This window comes from Mesorhizobium sp. WSM4847, from assembly GCF_055811335.1.
Genome location: NZ_JBVVPY010000007.1, coordinates 46,835 through 66,132 on the forward strand (window position 1 = coordinate 46,835; position 19,298 = coordinate 66,132).

14 protein-coding genes and 1 pseudogene are annotated in these 19,298 nt (G+C 62.2%); 5 read left to right on the plus strand and 10 right to left on the minus strand.

What is annotated here, in order from left to right; translation table 11 throughout:
- Nucleotides 1–38: 38 nt before the first annotated feature.
- On the plus strand, nt 39–1,358 hold the full coding sequence (locus AC0L28_RS12045; protein ID WP_287171337.1) for a PQQ-dependent sugar dehydrogenase: 1,320 nt from the start codon (nt 39–41) through the stop codon (nt 1,356–1,358).
- A gap of 92 nt (nt 1,359–1,450) precedes the next feature.
- Here the strand turns inward: AC0L28_RS12045 and AC0L28_RS12050 are convergent, their stop codons facing one another.
- The 3 genes from AC0L28_RS12050 to AC0L28_RS12060 form a co-directional block, all read right to left on the minus strand.
- Entirely contained in the window at nt 1,451–2,341 is an 891-nt protein-coding gene (locus AC0L28_RS12050) for a GNAT family N-acetyltransferase (RefSeq protein ID WP_473477562.1), read from the minus strand.
- 236 nt (nt 2,342–2,577) lie between these two features.
- Nucleotides 2,578–3,567, minus strand: coding sequence for a sterol desaturase family protein (locus AC0L28_RS12055; protein WP_473477565.1), 990 nt, complete (start codon nt 3,565–3,567; stop codon nt 2,578–2,580).
- 239 nt (nt 3,568–3,806) lie between these two features.
- Nucleotides 3,807–5,714, minus strand: coding sequence for a heparinase II/III family protein (locus tag AC0L28_RS12060; RefSeq protein ID WP_473477567.1), 1,908 nt, complete (start codon nt 5,712–5,714; stop codon nt 3,807–3,809).
- A gap of 117 nt (nt 5,715–5,831) precedes the next feature.
- On the opposite strand from AC0L28_RS12060, the gene AC0L28_RS12065 reads away from it, so the two are divergent.
- Entirely contained in the window at nt 5,832–7,076 is a 1,245-nt protein-coding gene (locus tag AC0L28_RS12065) for a glycoside hydrolase family 5 protein (protein WP_473477570.1), read from the plus strand.
- Here the strand turns inward: AC0L28_RS12065 and AC0L28_RS12070 are convergent.
- Both AC0L28_RS12070 and AC0L28_RS12075 read right to left on the minus strand, forming a co-directional pair.
- Nucleotides 7,070–8,488, minus strand: coding sequence for a phenylacetate--CoA ligase family protein (locus AC0L28_RS12070; RefSeq protein WP_473477572.1), 1,419 nt, complete (start codon nt 8,486–8,488; stop codon nt 7,070–7,072). The genes AC0L28_RS12065 and AC0L28_RS12070 overlap by 7 nt on opposite strands.
- On the minus strand, nt 8,485–9,603 hold the full coding sequence (locus tag AC0L28_RS12075; protein WP_473477574.1) for a glycosyltransferase family 4 protein: 1,119 nt from the start codon (nt 9,601–9,603) through the stop codon (nt 8,485–8,487). Before AC0L28_RS12075 ends, AC0L28_RS12070 begins: the two co-directional genes overlap by 4 nt.
- Before the next feature lie 165 nt (nt 9,604–9,768).
- Between AC0L28_RS12075 and AC0L28_RS12080 the strand changes: the two genes are divergently transcribed.
- Nucleotides 9,769–11,208, plus strand: coding sequence for a lipopolysaccharide biosynthesis protein (locus tag AC0L28_RS12080; protein WP_128166540.1), 1,440 nt, complete (start codon nt 9,769–9,771; stop codon nt 11,206–11,208).
- A 102-nt stretch (nt 11,209–11,310) separates the two neighbouring features.
- Here AC0L28_RS12080 and AC0L28_RS12085 read toward each other — a convergent pair whose 3' ends face one another.
- The 3 genes and pseudogenes from AC0L28_RS12085 to wecB form a co-directional block, all read right to left on the minus strand.
- Nucleotides 11,311–12,114, minus strand: a complete 804-nt coding sequence (locus AC0L28_RS12085) for a WecB/TagA/CpsF family glycosyltransferase (RefSeq protein ID WP_128166539.1) — start codon at nt 12,112–12,114, stop codon at nt 11,311–11,313.
- Nucleotides 12,111–13,442, minus strand: coding sequence for a UDP-N-acetyl-D-mannosamine dehydrogenase (gene wecC / locus AC0L28_RS12090; protein WP_473477577.1), 1,332 nt, complete (start codon nt 13,440–13,442; stop codon nt 12,111–12,113). Before wecC ends, AC0L28_RS12085 begins: the two co-directional genes overlap by 4 nt.
- Nucleotides 13,435–14,590, minus strand: a pseudogene (gene wecB / locus AC0L28_RS12095) (non-hydrolyzing UDP-N-acetylglucosamine 2-epimerase). Before wecB ends, wecC begins: the two are co-directional and overlap by 8 nt.
- A gap of 263 nt (nt 14,591–14,853) precedes the next feature.
- Between wecB and AC0L28_RS12100 the strand changes: the two are divergent.
- Nucleotides 14,854–16,233, plus strand: coding sequence for a glucosamine inositolphosphorylceramide transferase family protein (locus tag AC0L28_RS12100; RefSeq protein ID WP_128173289.1), 1,380 nt, complete (start codon nt 14,854–14,856; stop codon nt 16,231–16,233).
- Here the strand turns inward: AC0L28_RS12100 and AC0L28_RS12105 are convergent.
- Both AC0L28_RS12105 and AC0L28_RS12110 read right to left on the minus strand, forming a co-directional pair.
- A complete protein-coding gene (locus tag AC0L28_RS12105; protein WP_287225747.1) occupies nt 16,182–17,558 on the minus strand; it encodes a VpsF family polysaccharide biosynthesis protein in 1,377 nt (458 codons plus the stop codon). The two genes, AC0L28_RS12100 and AC0L28_RS12105, sit on opposite strands and share 52 nt — an antisense overlap.
- Complete coding sequence (locus AC0L28_RS12110; protein ID WP_287171355.1) at nt 17,555–17,851, minus strand: hypothetical protein; 297 nt, start codon at nt 17,849–17,851, stop codon at nt 17,555–17,557. Before AC0L28_RS12110 ends, AC0L28_RS12105 begins: the two co-directional genes overlap by 4 nt.
- Between AC0L28_RS12110 and AC0L28_RS12115 the strand changes: the two genes are divergently transcribed.
- Nucleotides 17,778–19,295 carry a GumC family protein gene (locus tag AC0L28_RS12115; RefSeq protein WP_287171338.1) on the plus strand — a complete coding sequence of 506 codons (1,518 nt, stop codon included), beginning with the start codon at nt 17,778–17,780 and terminating at the stop codon, nt 19,293–19,295. The genes AC0L28_RS12110 and AC0L28_RS12115 overlap by 74 nt on opposite strands.
- Nucleotides 19,296–19,298 lie beyond the last annotated feature (3 nt).

The window sequence follows — 19,298 nt, forward strand, 5'->3', positions numbered from 1 at the left end:
TCGAGGTTCTGGTGAAAAACTTGGCTACCGCCCTTCTCATGCTGATCATTGTTCTCGTAATCGCCGCAGGAGCGATCTTCTTCCTGTCGCGCGAACAGGCGACCGTTCCGATCGCGGAGACCTATGGCCCCAACCCGACCCTGCCGGAGCCCAATCCGACCTGGCTGCCGACCGTCCATGTCGCCAAGGCCATGCCATGGCCGCAGGGCACCAAGCCGACAGCGGCCCAGGGATTTGCAGTCAACGAATATGCCCGCGGGCTCGACCATCCGCGCTGGCTGTATGTGTTGCCAAACGGCGACGTGCTGGTGGCCGAGAGCAATGCGCCGCCCAGGCCGGAGGAGGGCTTCAGCATACGGCGCTTCTTCGTCAATTTCTTCCAGAGCCAGGCCGGCGCGGGGACGCATAGCGCCAATCGCATCACGCTGCTGCGCGATCAGGACGGCGACGGGGTGGCAGAAACCAGAACCGCCTTTCTCACCGGGCTGTTCTCGCCATTCGGCATGACCCTGCTCAACGGCAAGCTCTACGTCGCCAACGCCAATGCAATTGTGGCCTTTCCCTACCAGGAGGGTGCGACCGAGATCACCGCACCAGCGGAGAAGATCGTCGATCTGCCCGCGGGGAGGAACCACCACTGGACCAAGGACGTGACCGCCTCGCAGGACGGGACGAAGCTCTATGCGACGGTCGGATCCAATTCCAATGTCGGCGAGAACGGCCTGGAGGAAGAAGAGAACCGAGCCGCCGTGCTGGAGATCGATCTCACCTCGAGACAGACGCGTCTCTTCGCCTCCGGCCTGCGCAATCCGAACGGCCTGTCGTGGAACCCGGAAAGCGGTGAGCTCTGGGTCGTCGTCAACGAGCGCGACGAGATCGGCAGCGATCTGGTGCCGGACTACATGACTTCGGTGAAGGATGGCGGCTTCTATGGCTGGCCTTACAGCTATTTTGGCCAGCACGTCGATAATCGCGTCAAGCCGCAGCGGCCCGACCTCGTCGCCCAGGCGATCAAGCCGGACTATGCGCTCGGGGCGCACACGGCTTCATTGGGACTGACCTTCAACACAGGCGACCTGTTCGGTCCTCAATACAGGAATGGCGCTTTCGTCGGGCAGCATGGCTCGTGGAACCGCAGGCCGCACAGCGGCTACAAGGTGATTTTCGTGCCGTTTTCAGGCGGCAGGCCCTCCGGCCCGCCCCAGGACATCCTCACCGGCTTCCTGAGCGAGGACGACAAGGCTTTTGGCCGTCCCGTGGGCGTGGCGATAGACCGGCGCGGCGCCCTGCTGGTGGCGGATGATGTCGGCAACAAGATCTGGCGGGTCGTTCCAGCTCAGACGCAATCGGCACTTTGAGCAGTTCGTGCTGCCGGCGGCCCGGAAGCGATATGGCACCGCTTGCCATTGCCGGTCGGACAGGGCGTTCCGGCGCCGATCAAAGCCGAAAATCAAGCTGTCGTTGCCAATCCGCGCCCCCGTGCGTGCCGGACCCTTTGACGCATACGATCGGCAAGGGAAGCGAGCGAGCCTTGCGCCGTGCGCGTCCCAAGGACGGATTGCAGGACAACGCCCTGCGTTGCGAATTTATGCTTGAACGCCTCTGCGCCGCACAGGAAATCGACCGTGCTCAAGCCGTGATCGAACGACCACTGTATGTAGTCCATCATCAGGATCATGCCCGGCGACGCCTGGCTGAAATCCGGATCGAAAGTGGTCACGAACGCCATCATGGTGTGGTGCTGGACGAAGTTGATGGAAACCGCGACCATTGCGCCATCGCATTCAAGTACGAAAATGTGCAGCACGCCGGCACGCGCCAGCGCGTCAACAAGTGCGGCCAGTACCGGCGCTCCCTCTTCGAAAAGTTGCGATTCACGCTTGCGCTCGACCAGCCATCTGCGCTTCAGGGCAGAGAGCCGGTCGAGTACCGGCTGCAGTGGCTCGTGTGGCGCAAGCAGGCGAAATTTCATTTCGCCGGCTTCTTCCAACGTCTTGACGCCGCGCCGATAATTCTGCCGTGTCTTTTTCGACTGCTCCGCGAACCACGCTCCTCCGCTCGCCCACTGTCCGGCGACGCGATAACTGACTTCCTCCCTGTGATTGGGGCGAAGCCTGATCCCGCTGGAGGTATCCGGAGTGAGAATTTTGCGGGCCGCCGCACCCGGCAAGAGACGATTGAGAAAGGCAATATCGAAGCCACCGGCGTCACAGATCCGGGCCCATACTCCCTGCAGGGCCGATAACGAGCATTCCGGAGCAACGAGAATATCGCCGTAATCGGTATAGCTGCTGGCCGCCCATTCGAGAAACCGCAGGCCCTTGCGCTTGCGGATCGCCATGGGAACGACAGCAACGAGCCTGTCACCATTCCAGACCAGGCCGATCCGCAGCGCGCGCTGGTCACGGTCCGCTACGGTATTCCACCAGGCCGAAATCCAGGCATGGCTCTGAAAGACCAGCCCATCGGTGCGATGCCAGAGATGCGCCCAATCGGCTTCGATCGCAGCCAGGCCATCCGCCGAACGGACAACTTCCAGGCGCTCTGCGCTGGAGGCGTCAATCGAAACAATGGTGTTCATGAAGGGGAACGATCCTCTGCGATGGCATCCGGACGCCTCTGGAACAGTCTGCGGACATGCCCTCCCATCTTCCTGAGCGGCAGGATGTAAAGCCCAAAGAGCGATTGATAGTCGCGCACATCGCGATCAATCAGGCCAAATTTGAGGTCTTCATCCGGATCCGGTACAAACTGCGTCCCGAAGAGGCGATCCCAGAACGAAAACAGCAGGCCAAAATTCTTGTCGTAGTGGCGAGGGTCGATGCTGTGGTGCACCTGGTGCCAGTGCGGACACAAGATGACGTTGTTCAACGGGCCGAAGGAAATCTTGAAATGGGTATGACGAACAAAGTCCATCATCAGGATGTTGCGGATGACATAGACGTTGATGCCGAAGATGGCGATCTCGACTGGATCGAGCGCGATCAGGCTCCAGATGCCGAAGCAGATCCCCGGGATGACGCCATCCCAGATACGGTTCATCAGATCGTCCAGCGGGTGAACCCTATCCTTGGTGATTCCCACCATCACCTCGGCCGAATGATGCACTTTGTGCAATTCCCACAGGAACGGGAAGTGGTGCTGGGCGACATGGTAGAGATAGTATGAAATGTCGTAGGCGATCAGCATGGTTGAGGTGAAGACGACGATCGTCACCGGTCCGGCCGCGCCATCGATGAGCGGCGCCTGGATACCGAGCAGCCAGCCGATTGCGTGGTGCGTCCCATAGCCGACGGCGGCAACGAAGGTGACGCCGCCAGGGATGAGCAGGAATGGCATTATCGCCCGTTTGGTGACCCAAAATAGGAAATCCGCTCGCGCCGACGGGTGCAGGATGACTTCCGCCGGGAAAGCGAAATCGAAAAAGTCCCTGAGGGATTTATGCTCGACAGTCCGCCAGTAAGCGACCACCGCGCTCCCTAGTGCCGTGAAAAGCAGGAGGCCGAGCGTCACCAGATCGACGTTCGAAAGCTTTTCCACAATCAATCCGGCGAATTCAGAAAACATCGGTGCGGTGGCTCCTGGGCCGTAAAATGGCCGTCCGGCGAATTGCTAAGCAAGAAACTTGCCAAACCCACTGCATGTTGCCGGCAACCAAATGGCTATTGCGGCTGCAACAAGCAAGAGCATGCCGGATTTGCGCCAGACTAGCAGTTCAACCGTAACAAAACGCTAAAAGTTCGAACGCAATTAATCTCGAATATGGCCGGAACACCGGAGAGGCCGCTCTGCTGCAGCGCCGGTCGCTATCGTAATGGCCGGCGGATTGCCGCGATGTGTATCTCAATTCCGTCTTCGCCCACTTCGCCACGCCAGGCGATGCGTTCGGCCGGCTGCCTGACGCCAAAACGCGGTGAAACCCAGCCGCCCTGCCCCGGTGCGTCGCCGCCGGCACGGATGTCGACCGCAGCGTCCGGAAAGCGCATGGCTATCAGCGGCTCATCGCCGCGCAGTACCGTGACCGTGTTTTCGTCGCGGTCGGTGCCGAGGCCGGCTGCGAGTTGAAAGACGATCTCGGCCACGCGCCTGCCGCCGAGCAGTTGGTCGCTCACGACGATGCCGTCGGCCTGGTGCGTCACGGTGCGCTGATGCACGACGCCGAAGCGGCTTTTATAGCCGTCATGGCGGGCGCGCAGCTTCCAGTGCGTTCCCGGCTCGCTCTCCACCAACTCCGCAATCGCCTTGTGCGACCAGTTGAACATCCCGGCGATGATGCTTTGGCTTTTGCCCTCGATATTCAGCGTGTTATGCGCCGGTGTCGAGCGAAACCAGTTGCGCCAGACGCCTCCCGAACCGTAGAGCCAGGTGCCGGGATCGACCAGCACCGGCTCGCCATCGATGCACAAGGTGAGCGACAGCGCGTCGGCATGGCCGTGAGCCGCTATCGAGAGATAGCCGAGCGGGCCGTGGTCGAATGTCAGATCGATGCTGCGGCCGTTCATCTCGCCGCGCCAGACCGAGAGCCCGCCCTGCGTGAACGTTTGCAGCCCACGCGACACCGGTGCCGGCTCCGACGGCGTGCCAAAGACAAGCGCCCGAAAATCGTCGGGCTCAGCAGCGTTGCCCGGCATCTGTAGAAAGCCATGGATGGCGGCGGCGACGGATCGGACATAGTCCGGCTCGTCCCCGAGCGTCAGCACACGACCTTCGTCATCGTCGCCAAAGCCGGCGGCTGGTGGCAGCCAGGCGACGAAATTGGCAAAAGCGGCCAGGCGCGCTTCGACGGGCGAGGCAAACGGCGTTCCGGCCTGGCGTGCCGCAGCGGCGCACAGCAAGATCAGTTCGGCGGTGAAGGCCGCGTATGTCGGGGTCTGCTCGGCACCGGCGCCATCGGCGAGAATCTGCTTGCGCGCCTCAGCCAGGAGGGCTTCGCGTGCAGCGTCGGGTGCGGCCGCCAACGCCAGGCCGATCAGATACTCGCCAGCCAGTTCTGCGACGAGATGATTGTTGGCGGAGGAAAACCGGGAGGGGAACCGCGGCAGCCAATAGGCGCTTGCCGCCAGTATTTCGCCCACTTGCTGCCGTGTCGCCGCGCCCAGTCGGTCGCCGACGAGGTCCATGGTGACAATCAGGCTGATGGCGCGCAGCGCGACTTCGATGCCGGAGGCCCAGCCAACCCCCCGAAACGGCGGGTTGGCTGAATGCCAGCTGTCGATCGCCGCCTCTATGGCCCTCCGGGACTGGTCGTCGCCGGCGAGAAGCAGGTGGGCGGCCAGTGGCGGCAACCGCTGCAGCCGGTTGATCTCCCACACGTATTTTACATCGCCGCGGCCGCCGCCATGGCGAAAATCGATATCGAAAGTATGGGCCTCGGCACCCGGCCAAAGCCTGCCGGTCACCGGATCAAGGCGCCAAAGCTCGGGAGGAAACAGCCGATCGGGATCGCGCCGCGGCCATGTCCGCCCAAGTGCGGAAAACTCGCCGCCAAGCGTGTTTTGCGCCGCCGCCGCTATGGCTTGCCGTTGTGCCGGTGTCGCAGCCAGCACAGCATCGCGCAATCCACGCAGCACCGGATGCAACCGGGGCGAAGCATAACGCTGCCAGCCGCCGTCGCGGCGGCGCGAAGCGATCCTTCGACGCTGCTCGCCCAGCCGGTGCAACACCTCAGCCGGCTCCATGCTGCGCAACCGGTTGATGTACCAGCCGATTCTCATACCGCCCCGCCAGGGTTTCGATTCTTGTATACCATGCTGTCGAAAAGCCGAGCGACCGCAATCCTCTTTTCCGATCCTGCGGTTAATATCTCCAACCATGAAACGGAAAGAGTGGCGATGAGAAGGACGGCGTTTGTTGCAGCGTGGATGCTCGGCATGGCGATAGCCGCCAGCGCTGCGCCGATCCCGCTGCAGCGCGGCGTTGGTGTGCATGAATGGCTCAACTGGTCGCCGGTGGAGGAGGATGGATCCTACCGTTGGCCGCCCTATCGCAGCGAGCAGGAGTGGCGCGCTGGACATAGGCCGCTCACCGATTGGCCCGGCGACGCGTTTGCGCGCATTCGGTCGATGGGCTTCGACTTCGTCCGGCTGAGCGTCGACCCCGGCCCTCTGCTTGCCAGCCGGGGCGCCAAACGCCAGCAGGCGCTGGACATACTTGCCGCCGCGGTCGAGCGGGTCACGTCGGCCGGCCTCAAGGTGGTTTTCGACCTGCACGGCGTCACCCAGGTTCCGGCCTACAGCATGGAGATGATCTATGACGGTCCCGACAGCGAAGGCGTTGCCAGCTATCGCCAAATGGTTGTGGCGGTCGCCACCATGCTGGCCAGAGTTGGCACCGACAAGGCAGCCCTCGAGCCTTACAACGAGCCGGCATACTATCCCTGTGATCCGAGCGGCAGCGATGACTGGCAGCGGATCATGGCAGACACGGTCCGCGATATTCGCGCAGTCAGCAGCGAACTGACCATCATCGCAACAGGCGCCTGTGGCGGCAGCATTGCCGGACTGGTCAATCTCGCCCCCGGCTTTGACGATCCGAACATCTACTACAGCTTCCATATGTACGAGCCGCACAGTTTCACCCACCAGCGCTCCGACGGTACAGGCGCTTTCGCCTCGGGGCTGCCCTGGCCGGCCGACAGCAGCACGCCCGAAAAGGTGACCGAAACCCTTAAGGCCCGAATGGACGCCGCCGGCTTGAGCCCGGTCGAGCAGGTGATGAACATGGTCGCGGCGCGTGAAGCAATCGCCCGGTATTTCGAGCAGAATTGGGGGCCGAGCCAACTCGAGGCGAGCTTCCGTCAGGCGGTCGACTGGGGCCAGGCGCATGGCATTCCAAGCCGGCGGCTGTTCATGGGCGAATTCGGCGTCATCCTCATGTCGGCGGACGGCCGCATGGGCGCGTTCGACGCTGACCGTCTGCGCTATCTCGAGGCGGTGCGCCAGCAGGCGGAACGCTTCGCGATACCCTGGTCTGTCTGGGAATTCGCCAATCCGCATGGGATGTCGCTGATCCTCCCCGACGGACCGCCCGTAGCTGATGGCGGACTGGTGGGAGCGCTGGGTCTTGCGTTTCAGTAACGCGACATGTCGAGTTGCTGGTTGATGAGCGCCCGCTTGCCGCCCCGCCCGGCGGCAATGCGGTCCACGGCTTTCAGGCAAAACCGGATACGACCGTTTGTGCGGTTGACCAACGACTCGACGAGTCGCGCGGCGCAGGCAGGTGCCGCCCCGGCGGTCGGGATATAGCGAATCAATGCCTCGCCGGGCTGGTCCTGGTAGAATTGCAGTTCCTCTATGCCGTCGAAGAATGCGGGGCCGTCGGGCACGAGGTGCGTCGTCACCACCCGGCCGCCGTCGGCGGTCACCAGATAGTCGACGTTTCGGCGCGGCATGACAGCCTCGACTCTAAGCCGCTGGCCGTTTGCCTCATTCGGCAATTCCACCAACCGGGCAGAGTCGCCGGTATCGTAGCGGATGAAAGGCATGCCGGTCGACAGGAAGCCAGTGCCGACGAGCCTTCCCTCCTTGCCTGTCTCTGTTACCGGCTCGCCTGCCGCGTCGACCAATTCGGCGAGGCCGTAGAGAGGATTGAACTCGTAGCTGCCGAGGGCTCCGGGCGTTTCTTCGGCGAACAGCACCTTTTCGCTGAGCCCATAGAAGCAGGACAGCGGTACGTCGCCAAGAACGTTTCGGATGATCTCCCGTTGATGGGGATGGACTGGCTCTGAGATCATCATCATGCCCTTGACGGGCCGTTTTGGTACTCGGTCAAGCACGCGCATATGGCGGCAAAACAGCTCTATGGCCGAGGGATAGCCATAAAAATACGTGATGCCCCGCGCGTCGATCAGGTCGAGATAGGCATCGGCGTCGTCGATGGTCATTGGAAAGACAGCGAGCCTCAGTTCACGGAGTGCCGGGTCCCATTCATGCCGTCGCTTGCCGGTGGCATCGAGGCTGAAGCCGCGGAAGCAGACGCGCGCCGTGCCTTCATCAAAACCGATCCGCGACCAGACGTGGTAGACGAACGCCATCTCGCGGGCGCTCCGATCCTTATCGAGATAGAAGCGAAATGGCTTGTCGGTGCTGGAGCCGTTGCCGGAGGCCTCATCCAGTTGGGCAATCGGCACCGCCAACGCTGCAGTTCCAGCCTTTCGCAGGATGTCCTTGGACAGAACCGGGAGGCGGCGCAGATCGGCAAGTCCCAGCGTCGACAGATCGAAGTCAGGACCGAGGGCTTGGTCGATCGACTCGCGATAGAACGGACTGGCGGCATGGGCTTTCCGCAACAGCGCGCGCAGCGCGGCCAGATGAAATTGCCCGGCATAGACAGGATCCTCGGCGGCCATGGCGATCCGGCTCCGCCACGACCGATAGGTCGCACCAAATTTTACCCGAGTTGGCGCCAGCGCCAGCATGGGCGCCAGCAGCCGCCTGACCGCTGTCGGGCTTCGCACATAGGCACCGCGCGCTACGTCAAGAAAATTCATGATCTTGCACCGGACCTGCCGTTTGCCGCCTCATGCCACACACGGCATATCGATGCCGCGAACGAAGAAAGCTCCAGCCGTTCCCGGTGCACCGCCATGGCAGCCGAGCCAAGACGGGCGCGCAACGCCGTGTCGTCAACCAGTTCTGTCAGTGCCTCGGTCAGCGCCGCCACATCGCCGGGCGGCACCAGCAACCCGGTCTTCTTGTCGATGATGATGTCCTCTACGGCGCCGACAGGCGTGGTTACCACCGCGAGGCCGGAGGCCATTCCCTCGATGACCGAGACCGGGAGGTTTTCGGCGAATGAGGGAAGCGCCAGAATGTCGGCCGAAGCGATCAGCGATGCAACCTCGTTCGGACCCACCCAGCCTGGAAACGCAATACATCCGGCAAGCCCCAGCCCGGCCGATCTTGCCCGTACGGCCTCGACGTCACCATCACCGGCGATTGTGGCGCGCCACTGTCTGGCAGGCTTCATGCGATGCAGTGCGTCCAACAATTGCGGCACGCCCTTGCGGTCGCCGATACGGCCCAGGAACAGGATGTGAACGCTGTCTCCACCACCGACATGGGCGAGCGACGGCACTTCGGTAGCATTGGGCACAATCACTATGTTCGCGGCCGCGCCTGGCGCCCGTGCAGTGACGAAGTCGCGCCAGATACGGCCCAGAACCACGATCCGATCGGCATGCTCGAACATATGCCGGATGCGGCGGCTCATGAAGCTGCGCTTTTCCTTCCAGAACGTCTGGTATTGAGCTCCATGCAAATGCAACACATAGGGGATGCCGAGCAATCGCGCGCACCTCGCGATGACCATCTTGCGGTAGGTACTGCCAAAGCTCGATACGTTGATGTGAACGACGTCGGCACGGCCGGCAATACGCGCGACCAACATCCGAAGGCAAAAGCCAATCATGTAGAAGACCGACAGCGCGACCGAGCCTGAACCGCGACTGGGAAGGAAGCGCGCCTCGATCTTTCCGTCTCCCTGCCGTTGGAGTTCGCGGTCGAGCGCCGCCATGATGCGGTCGATGCCCCCCTGCCCCGACACACCCGACGGGGTCGCGACCAGGACATGTATTTTTCGATCGGGTAAGAGACTCTGCAGCATGGTATTCTCGATAGCACGGACCGCGTAACCACAAAGCAAACGTTCCCGGTAAGTTTACGGCAAATCTTTTAGTTCAAATTGAATCTGTTCACCCTTCGCCGCTGTCGCGCTGGATTTTCCGCCGGTCGACGGTTAGTCGAGGCGGAATTTTCCGGGGACAACCCTTTGCTGCTGCGCTCCACGCTCATCTATGCCCCGGCGATCCTGCTGACGCGGATTTCCGCGCTGCTCCTGCTGGTCATCGTGACGCGGTTGATCGACCAGACCGAGTATGGGCTGCTGACCCTGGTGGTGACCGTCGGCGAAATGACCGACATTGCGGTCACCAACTGGCTGCGCATCGCTTTGCTCAGGCTTGGCGGCAAAGGCGACGTCAGCCGCGGCAGCCTGATGCTGGCCGGGCGGGTGTTGCTTGCCAGCACGGCGCTGGCGCTGATCATATCCGTGATCGCCTCTGCAGTGATCGTGCCGGAGCGCTGGGTCGAGTTCGCGATCGCCGTCTGCAGCTACCTGATCGCCGGTTCCATCGGCCGCTACGCGTTGACGGTGCTGCAGATGCAGCAGCGTCATTCGGTCTATTCGATGCTCGAGTTCCTGCGCGCCGTGCTGCAGCTCGCGCTGCCGATCGGCGCCATCGTCATGTTTCAAGATTCCTTTCTGACGGTATCGCTCGGCTCGAGCCTTGGTGTTTTGGTCGCCGGCATCGTGGCGGGCATCATGGCATCCCGACGCGTCGTTGCCGGTCCGCCACGCTTCACCCAAAAGGAGTTCTTCGTCCTCGGCGTGCCCCTGGTCATCATGGCGCTGGTGGGCTTCGGCCTGCACAGCGCCGAGCGTGTGTTCCTCAAGATCTATTACGATGCCGGCGCAGTGGCGATCTTCGCTGCAGCCTATGCACTGGCCCGCCAGCCGATCGATATGGTCGCCAATTCCATCAACATGGGCGCCTTTCCCGAGGTGGTCAGCCGGTTCGACGACGACGGGCCCGCGGCATCGGGCCGGCTGCTGTCGCAATTGATGGCCTTGATGATGCGACTTTGCCTGCCGGTTGCAGCGATGCTGGTCGCACTCAGCAGCGATATCACGCAGCTCCTGCTGCCCGCCGAGTATCACGGCCGTTTCGGCCTGCTCTTTCCGATCATCGCCTTCAGTGTGCTGTGTGCCAATCTCGCCAGCTTCGTCTATGGCACCGTGGTGCACGCACACAAGCGGCCGTGGCTGCTGATCATCGCCAATTCCTTCGGTTCGGTGGCGACAATCGCATTGTCCGTGCTGTTGATCCCGCCGATGGCGGAGGTCGGCGCTGCTTTGGCGCTGGCGGGCGGATCGCTGGCAGGCCTTTTAGCCTGCATCATCATCAGCGAACGGCTGACGCCGGTGCCGGTGCCATGGCGCGACATCGGCATGTCGGTCGTCATCTCGCTCAGCACCGGGCTGGCCGCCAGCCTTGCCAGCGCTCTGCTCGGCAATATGCCGGCCATCTTCCCGCTCGTTGCCGGCGGTGCCGCTGGCGCAGTGGTTTTCTTCGGGCTGACCTGGCTGTTTTATCCCGCCGCCGCGATGCAATTCGTAGCCAAGCTGAGGGCGCGGCTGCGGCTCGCATAGGCCGCAACGGCATTTGCCGAATTGTCGTTCCATAGTCCTGGAAAAAGCGGCTCCGACTTCGGACTGATGCAGCAGCCCAGGGTCGGCGCCTGGTAAAGCTATTTATGGATCGACCTTCCGGCGTCCCCGACGGCCCCATAACTCCCGGCACAGCAGTGCCGCGTAGGCGGTGTTGGTGTCATAGTAGCGGCGCCACAAACGTCGCGGCTCCTGTGCCACGCGAAACAACCACTCCAGACCGGCCGCTTGAACCAGTTTTGGCGCCCGCGCAACCTTGCCGCCATAGACATCGAAACTGCCGCCCACGCCCATGACGAAACTCGGGGTGAGTTCGTCACGATAGCGCTTGATAAAGCGCTCCTTGCGCGGCGTCGGCATCGCCACCAACAGGCAGTTGGCCCCCGAGGCGTTGATCGCCTCGACGATGCCGGCCTCGTCTTCCGGCTTGAAATAGCCATTGCGCATGCCGGCGACGACGAGATCCGGATGATCCTTGGCAAGTCGCATTCCAACCGCATCGAGAACGGATTGTTCGGCGCCCAGGAGGAAGGGCCTGAAGCCACGCTTCGCGCAGAGGCTCAGCAGATTGATCATGATGTCGACGCCGGCCACCCGCTCCGGCAGCGCGACGCCGCAAAGACGCGCCCCCCAAAGCACGCCGATGCCGTCGACGTTGATCACATCCGCCGTCGCGACATCCTCCCGCAGCTCGCTATTGTTGCGCATGTTCACAAGCTTGGCGACATTCACCACCACATGATGCAGCGGCCGCCGCAGGGTCATCGCCTCATCGGCGATGGCCAGTGTCTCGGCCATGGTCAGCGCATGGATCGGCGCGCCGAGGAATTCCCGGCGCCGCGATGCCAACAGGCGATGCTGCGCCCAGGCTGGGTCGTGCGCGTTCATGCGGCCTCCTCTGCACTTGCAGGAAGCGCCTCGAGCGCTGATTTCTTGCCTTCGATGCGGGCGTCGGGCTTGCGTGCCTTGCGCCAGGTCCACAAACCCCTGGTATCGATGAGCTTCTTGTCCTTGAGCGCTTCGGGATCAACCAGATTGAACTGCCGATGGTCGACCAGCAGGACGACGATATCGCACTGGTCGATGGCGGAAAGCGCATCGGTGAAGACGATGCCCTTGCCCTCGAGCTCATGCGGCAGCCTGCGTGCGTTGGGTTCAGCCGCAATGATCTTCAGGTTGGGGATATCCGACAAAAGCTTCACCACCTCGACAGCCGGGCTCTCGCGCATATCGTCGATATTGGGTTTGAAGCTGAGGCCAAGGCAAGCGATCGTCTGCTTGCGGGATGGGTCGAGCAAGGCTTGTATATCCCTGACCACCGACAACGGACGCTCGGAATTGATCCGGCGTGCCGAAGCCATCAGCCGCGTGCTGTTGGGCGCGGCATCGATGATAAAATACGGATCGACGGCAATGCAGTGGCCGCCGACGCCCGGGCTCGGCTGCAGGATGTTCACGCGGGGGTGCCGGTTGGCGAGATCGATCACCTCCCAGACGTTGAGCGACAGATCCTGGCACACCGCCGCAAGCTCGTTGGCAAAGGCGATGTTGACGTCGCGGAACGCGTTTTCGGTCAGCTTCACCAGTTCCGCGCTTTCGGCCTGGGTCGTGAACAGGTCGCCGGCAACAAAGGTTGAATAGAGTGCCGCGGTGCGTTCCGACGACTTGCGCGATAGTCCGCCGATCGAGCGATCGTTGTTGATCAGCTCGGTTAGGACCTTTCCCGGCAACACCCGCTCGGGCGAGTAGGCGACCAGGACATCGGCCTGTTCGCCATGCGCGAGAGGAAATTTGAGATCGGGCCGCAACTCGGCAAGCAGTCCCGTCATGATGCGCGTCGTGCCGACCGGCGATGTCGATTCCAGCACCACAAGGTCTCCCCGCTTCAGCACCGAGGCGATGCTTCGTGCCGCCGCGAGCACATAGCTCACGTCAGGCTTGTGGTCCTCGGTCATCGGGGTCGGCACGGCGATGACAAAGGCGTCCGCCGGCTGCGGCGTGCTGAAAGCCCTGAGCTTGCCGTTGGCGACAACCTTCTGGATCAGACCGTCGAGGTCCGGCTCGACGATGTGGATCTCGCCGCGATTGACCTTCTCGACCACCGCTTCGTTGACGTCGACGCCGATGACGTCGAGCCCGCGACTGGCGAAGATGGCACAGGTCGGCAGGCCGATATAGCCCATGCCGATAACGGAAACGGTCTTGATCTCAGCCATGATGCAGCAGTTCCTCAACGATCCGGTCACTGGCCCGGCCATCGCCATATGGGTTGTGTCGTTCCGCCATGCCGCGATAGGCCGCCTGGTCGTCGAGCAGGCTGTTGGCATTCAACAGGATCTTTTGGATATCGGTGCCGACGAGACGGGCGGTGCCCGCCGCGATCCCCTCGGGCCGCTCGGTATTCTCACGCATCACCAGCACCGGCTTGCCGAGCGACGGCGCTTCTTCCTGCACGCCGCCGCTATCGGTCAGCACCAGATAGCTCTGCTTCTGCAGGAACAGGAACGGCAGATAGTCCTGCGGGTCGACCAGATGGATGTTGGGCACGCCGCCCAGTTCTGCATTTGACCACCGAGCGCACATTGGGATTGGGATGGACCGGATAGACGATCTGCACGTCCTCGCGCACCGCCAACCCCTTCAGCGCCGTGCAGATACGATGGATGCCGCCGTCGAAATTCTCACGACGATGTCCGGTGACGAGGATCATTTTCTTGGCGGGATCGAGGAACGGGAAGCGGGCGGCAAGTTTTGCGCTCATCTGCCTGTCGGCGTCGATCGCGCCGGAAAAATGCAACAGCGTGTCGATCACCGTGTTGCCGGTCACGAAGATGGTGCTCGCAGCCTTTCCTTCGGCGATGAGATTGTCGCGCGCCTGGATGGTCGGCGCGAAGTGCCAGGTCGCGATATCGCCGGCAATCTTGCGGTTCAGTTCCTCTGGAAACGGAGAGTTGATATCGTGGCTGCGCAATCCTGCCTCGATATGGGCGACCGGGATGCGCTTGTAGAAAGCAGCCAAAGCCGCAGTCATCGCCGTGGTCGTGTCGCCTTGCACGAGGACGATATCGGGCTTCGCCTTCTCCAGCACTTCGGCCATGCCCAGCAGCACACGCGAGGTCACGTCGAATAATGTCTGGCCGGGCTGCATGATGTTGAGGTCGTGATGCACCGGCAGGCCGGTCAGTTCGATGACCTGGTCGACCATCTCGCGATGCTGGCCGGTGATGCATGTCTCGGTGATGAAACCTGGATGGGCAAGCGCGGCACGCACCACCGGAAAGCACTTGAGCGCCTCCGGCCTGGTGCCGAACACGATCAGCAGTTTTTGCCTGGACGGCAGGTTTGAATGTGAAAGGACGTTCATTGCTGATCCTGGTCGCCAGAAGGCGTCGCGACCTGCCGATTATTCGCTACAAGAGCTATAATAGCGGCAGAAGCCGTCGTCGTGACCTTAAATCTTAACATATGATTAACAGCCAAGCCCGCGTCCTCCCCGGTAACTCTTATGAAAGCCGGAACCGATAGGTATCCTGGCAGAGTAGTCTTGAAAAAGAAAATATTCGATTGACTAATATTTTAATTATCGGCCACGCGGTCGGATCTCGGCGCTGGGAAAATGAGCTTCTGGTGCGGTTGAGCGCAGCCGGTCACGTGGTTTCGAGCGGCCGCGCGCCGACGCCTGCGCCGATCGCACGCGGCCTGGATGTTGCGCTGGCGATCGAGAGCCGGCGCTTCGGTCCCTCATTGGCAAGCCGCTCCGAACCGTTGCCGTCTGGCGGTTCTGGTCCGGCCGACCTCATAATCGATCTCACCGGCACTTTCGCACGACGTGACGCATCGGTTCTGAGGCTCGAATTTTGCGGCCGCAGCACCTTCCCCGCCGGTGTGGCCGAGATGCTGGCGAGCGGGCGGTTGCCCGAACTTGCCGTGCGCCTCGACGGCGTCACAGTCGCCCGGGGCCGACCGATGCTCGGCGACCGGCTCTGGCTGTCTCGCAGCTGCAACGACATGCTCGCTGGGGCCATCTCGCTGGTTGCGCAAAGCGTCGCCCGGTTTGCCGCGGGCGAACTTGTGCCGATAGCCGATAGTCCGGCGCCGATGCTGAGGAACGGCGGTTTTGTCCGGCACTATCTGCCCTTTTTCTGCAGCGGGCTGGTCGATCGCGCCGTGCAAAAACTCAGGCTTGGACGGCGTCCCTTCTATTGGCAGGTTGCCTATCGGCTGATCGACGGGCCAGGTGTCGCCGAAACCGGACAGCTCGACGGTAAGCCGTTCACCGTCCTGCCGGACGATGGCCAGCGATTCTATGCCGACCCATTCGTCCTCGAGCGGGATGGCCGCCACTATCTGTTCGTCGAGGAATTTCCCTACGCTACCGGTCGCGGCGTGATTTCTGTCGCCGAACTGGGTGACGACGGCAGCTTCGGCGTGCCGAGGGTGGTGCTGGAGGAAACCCACCATTTGTCGTATCCGCAGGTGTTCGCTCACGCCGGCGAGATTTTCATGATTCCTGAAAGTGCGGCGGCGCGCGAGCTTGTGCTCTACCGCGCTGCGCAGTTTCCAGATCGCTGGGTACGCGACACCGTGCTGTTGACGGACAAGGATTTCAATGACGCCACGCTGCTCGAATCGGCCGGCCGCTTCTGGCTATTGGGGACGGAGCGGTTCGGTTATGGCAGCGCGTCGGACACGATGGCGGTCTATTCCGCACCCTCGCTGCGCGGGCCGTGGGTTACGCACGCGCTCAATCCCATCGCCGTCGATCACTCGGCCGCTCGGCCCGGCGGCGCCTTCATCCGCCACGGTGACGCCCCGGTGCTGCCGGTGCAAAACGGCTCGAGAGCCTATGGCGGCGGTCTCGGGTTGATGCGATTGGAACGGCTTGACGATTTCGAGGTCCGTTTTGCGCCGCCCTGCCCGATCGGCCCGGGGCCGGCATGGGTCCGCGCTGGCATTCACACGCTCAACCGCGCAGGCAATCTCGAGGTTGTGGATAGCGCCGGCTGACGCGTCTGGAGTCTGCGCTGTCCAGGCCGATCCAGTGTCGGCTCGGATGCCGCCGCGGTCGACAATATGCTCCCCTGCCGGTTTCGAAACGGATCGTTTCTATAGGCAAGCAGCAACACCACGATAATGGTGATCTCCGGCGATTTTGACGAGAGCGCGTTGTTCGATAGCGCAGCAAGCAGGAACGTCATGGTGCCGATCCATGCCGGCAGCAGCGCCCCGCGCAGCAACCGGAAAATGAACCAGAATACCAGCCCGATGAAGAGCGCAGCGATCGGCAAGCCGAACAGCATGATGATGACCACCGGCGCGCTCTCGATATAGGGCAGATGCAACTTCTCGTTGACGATCGCCAGGAGGTCGTCGACGTTCATGCCAAACAGGATGTCTTTCCAGCTGACAAGTCCGAACACCTGGTAGATCGTCACCCGCGCCATGAAATTTTCGTCAAAGATCGTGTTGCCGAATCGGTTCAGCAGCCCGCCCGAAAACAGTATGGCCACCAGCACTGCGCCGCCCGCCACAGCGAACAGCAGCACGACAGACTTGGCCTGCCGCTGATGCTTGAGGGACAGGCGCGGCCAGGGCACGAACATCAGCAGAATGAGGGTTTCTGCGGCAGCGAGCAACAGGGCGGCGCGCGCGCCTGATGCAGCACAGCCGACGAGCAATACGAAGATCGCCAGCACCCGAACCCATATGCGCCAGTTCGTCAGCGGTACGAACCCGATGACTGTGGCGCAGAGCGCGCCCAGGGCCAGCGGGTGCGCCGATAGCCCGATCGGCCTGAACTGCAGTTCGTTGAGACCGTAGGGCAGAAACCGATGTTGAGTCACCGCTTCGATCGTGCCCATCACAGCGCTGAGGACCACCATCCCAAGCACGAGGTCGCCCAAGGCACGCCGCACTTGCGCGTTCAGGGCCAGCATCAACAGGCCTGCGGCGCCCGCCACCAGATAGGTATCGATGATAAACCCGGAGGAGCCGGCGCGGCCGGTGATGAACAGATACGGCACCAGCGCGAAAATCACCGCAGAATAGAGCAGCAAGGCCTTGAAGATTCCAATTTCGTCGCCCTGCAGCAGAAACGGTCGGCTGAAAAGAACGACAGGAAGCAGCAGGAAGATGGCATAGGTGCCGACATGCAGTTTCTCGTAGAATGAACCGCCGTCGGCGGTATAGTCGACGACCATGTTCATGATCTGCGGCGACACCGTGAAGCGGAGCAGGAAGGCCAACGCCGCGCATAGGAAAAACAGCAGCGACAGCGCGTTCTGACGGCGCGCCTGGCTGGTTCGTTCCGATACGGCGGCGGGATAGCTCATCGCCGATCCAAGTGAGGGTATTCAGACGCCATTCTGGCCAACGAGATCCATTCAAGGGACCGCTGAACAGACGCGGTGCCTGACTCGGCAAAATATGCCAACTTGGAAAATGACATGTTAACGATCTTTCTGTAGTGCTGGTCCGCGTAGCGAATAACCAGAGTTAGCGCCATGTCTGCCGCTTCCGGCACAACCCCTCCCCCTACAGCGGATTCCAATATCAGCGCATTCGAGCGGATCGCCAATGCGCGGCGCGCCAGCAGGGCAAGGCTGCAACAGGATGCTCCGGTCACGGCGCGCCCCTCCGCCCCTGTCACTCCGCCCACGCCCGAGCCTGTCCCGACGGTGACGCTCGACAAGATCGGCGATTTCCTCGAGCTCGATTTTCGACGCCTTTTTGTCTGGCTGCGTGCCGGGCTCGTCCTGGCATTGATGCTGGCGGTGGCCGGCGGCGTCATCGGCGCCGCCTACGGATTGCTGAGCAAACAGCGTTATACCGTCACGACGGAAATCCTCATCAATCCTGCCAATTTGCAGGTTGTGGAAAACGATGTCTACTCGCAACCGGGCCAGGTCGACAGCCAAATACTGAACGCGCGCAGCAAGCAGCGCATCTTGACCTCCGGCAACGTGCTTGCACGTGTGGTGGACGAACTCGGTCTCGCCAACGATCCGGAGTTTTTCGATCCGGACCAGACCGCTTCCACCTCTGGTGCTGCAGTGAGTGGCGGCAAGTCCGATCCGAAGCTTGTCGCCCAGAAAAGCCTGGCGCAGCGGGTCAGCGTCGCTGCAGATGAAACCTCGTTCGTCACAACCCTCGCGGTATCGGCAGAAACCACCGGCAAGGCGATCCTGATCTCGCAAGCCATGGTGAAGGCTTTCCAGGAAGAACTGGCCACGGCCGAAGCTGCTGGCGCCGGCCGTGCCGCAGCTGCTCTTGAGGGCCGGCTCGGCCAACTCAAGCGCGACGTGCAGGCAGCCGAAGAGAAGGTCGAGAGCTACAGGCGCAGCCACAATTTGTCGGCCAGCAATGGCCAGCTTGTCAGTTCGCAGACGATGACGCAGCTCAATAGCGAAATTGGCGAGGCGCAATCGCGCGTTATCGCGGCGCAGGCAAGTTACGACGCCTTGGTTGCTTCCGGTGTCAATGGGGCCAATCCTGACCCCGCGGTTTCGGCAGCACTCTCAGTGCTGCGCGACAAGGCGAATGGCTTGCGGCAGCAGATCGATTCTCAGTCCATGACCTTTGGTCCGCGCCACCCGACGATCGTCCGGCTCAGGACAGAATTCGAAACCGTCAGTTCTCAACTCAGGGCGGAGTTCTCCCGCACGGTCGGCACGGCAAAAGCCAACCTGGACAAGGCCAACGCCTCGTTGGCTTCTCTCACCGCCAGGATGAACGCTCTGAAGAACAACGTTTTCACCGACAGCGAGTCCCAGGTCGCCCTGCGTGAGCTTGAACGCGACGCCGCCTCGAGAAGGGCGGTCTATGAAAGCTTCCTGTCTCGCGCGCGCCAAATCACCGAGCGCGAGCAGATCGACACCACCAATGTGCAGGTGATTTCCACCGCCGTGCCGCCACCGGGTCGCTCGTGGCCGCCCCGCACCCCTGTGACGGCAGGCCTGGGAGCTTTCGCCGGCTTTGCTCTGGGCATGCTGCTGGCCATTGCCATGGGTATCGTTCGCGACATGCGCCAGCCGCCGAACCGATCAGGCATCGGCGTCAGCCGAGCCTGAATC

Excerpts from the sequence above, each read along its gene's own strand:
- AC0L28_RS12045 (WP_287171337.1), top strand. The coding sequence starts at position 39 with ATGCTGATCATTGTTCTCGTAATCGCCGCAGGAGCGATCTTCTTCCTG.
- AC0L28_RS12050 (WP_473477562.1), bottom strand. The coding sequence starts at position 2,341 with ATGGCGATCCGCAAGCGCAAGGGCCTGCGGTTTCTCGAATGGGCGGCC.
- AC0L28_RS12055 (WP_473477565.1), bottom strand. The coding sequence starts at position 3,567 with ATGTTTTCTGAATTCGCCGGATTGATTGTGGAAAAGCTTTCGAACGTC.
- AC0L28_RS12060 (WP_473477567.1), bottom strand. The coding sequence starts at position 5,714 with ATGAGAATCGGCTGGTACATCAACCGGTTGCGCAGCATGGAGCCGGCT.
- AC0L28_RS12065 (WP_473477570.1), top strand. The coding sequence starts at position 5,832 with ATGAGAAGGACGGCGTTTGTTGCAGCGTGGATGCTCGGCATGGCGATA.
- AC0L28_RS12070 (WP_473477572.1), bottom strand. The coding sequence starts at position 8,488 with ATGAATTTTCTTGACGTAGCGCGCGGTGCCTATGTGCGAAGCCCGACA.
- AC0L28_RS12075 (WP_473477574.1), bottom strand. The coding sequence starts at position 9,603 with ATGCTGCAGAGTCTCTTACCCGATCGAAAAATACATGTCCTGGTCGCG.
- AC0L28_RS12085 (WP_128166539.1), bottom strand. The coding sequence starts at position 12,114 with ATGAACGCGCACGACCCAGCCTGGGCGCAGCATCGCCTGTTGGCATCG.
- wecC (WP_473477577.1), bottom strand. The coding sequence starts at position 13,442 with ATGGCTGAGATCAAGACCGTTTCCGTTATCGGCATGGGCTATATCGGC.
- AC0L28_RS12105 (WP_287225747.1), bottom strand. The coding sequence starts at position 17,558 with ATGAGCTATCCCGCCGCCGTATCGGAACGAACCAGCCAGGCGCGCCGT.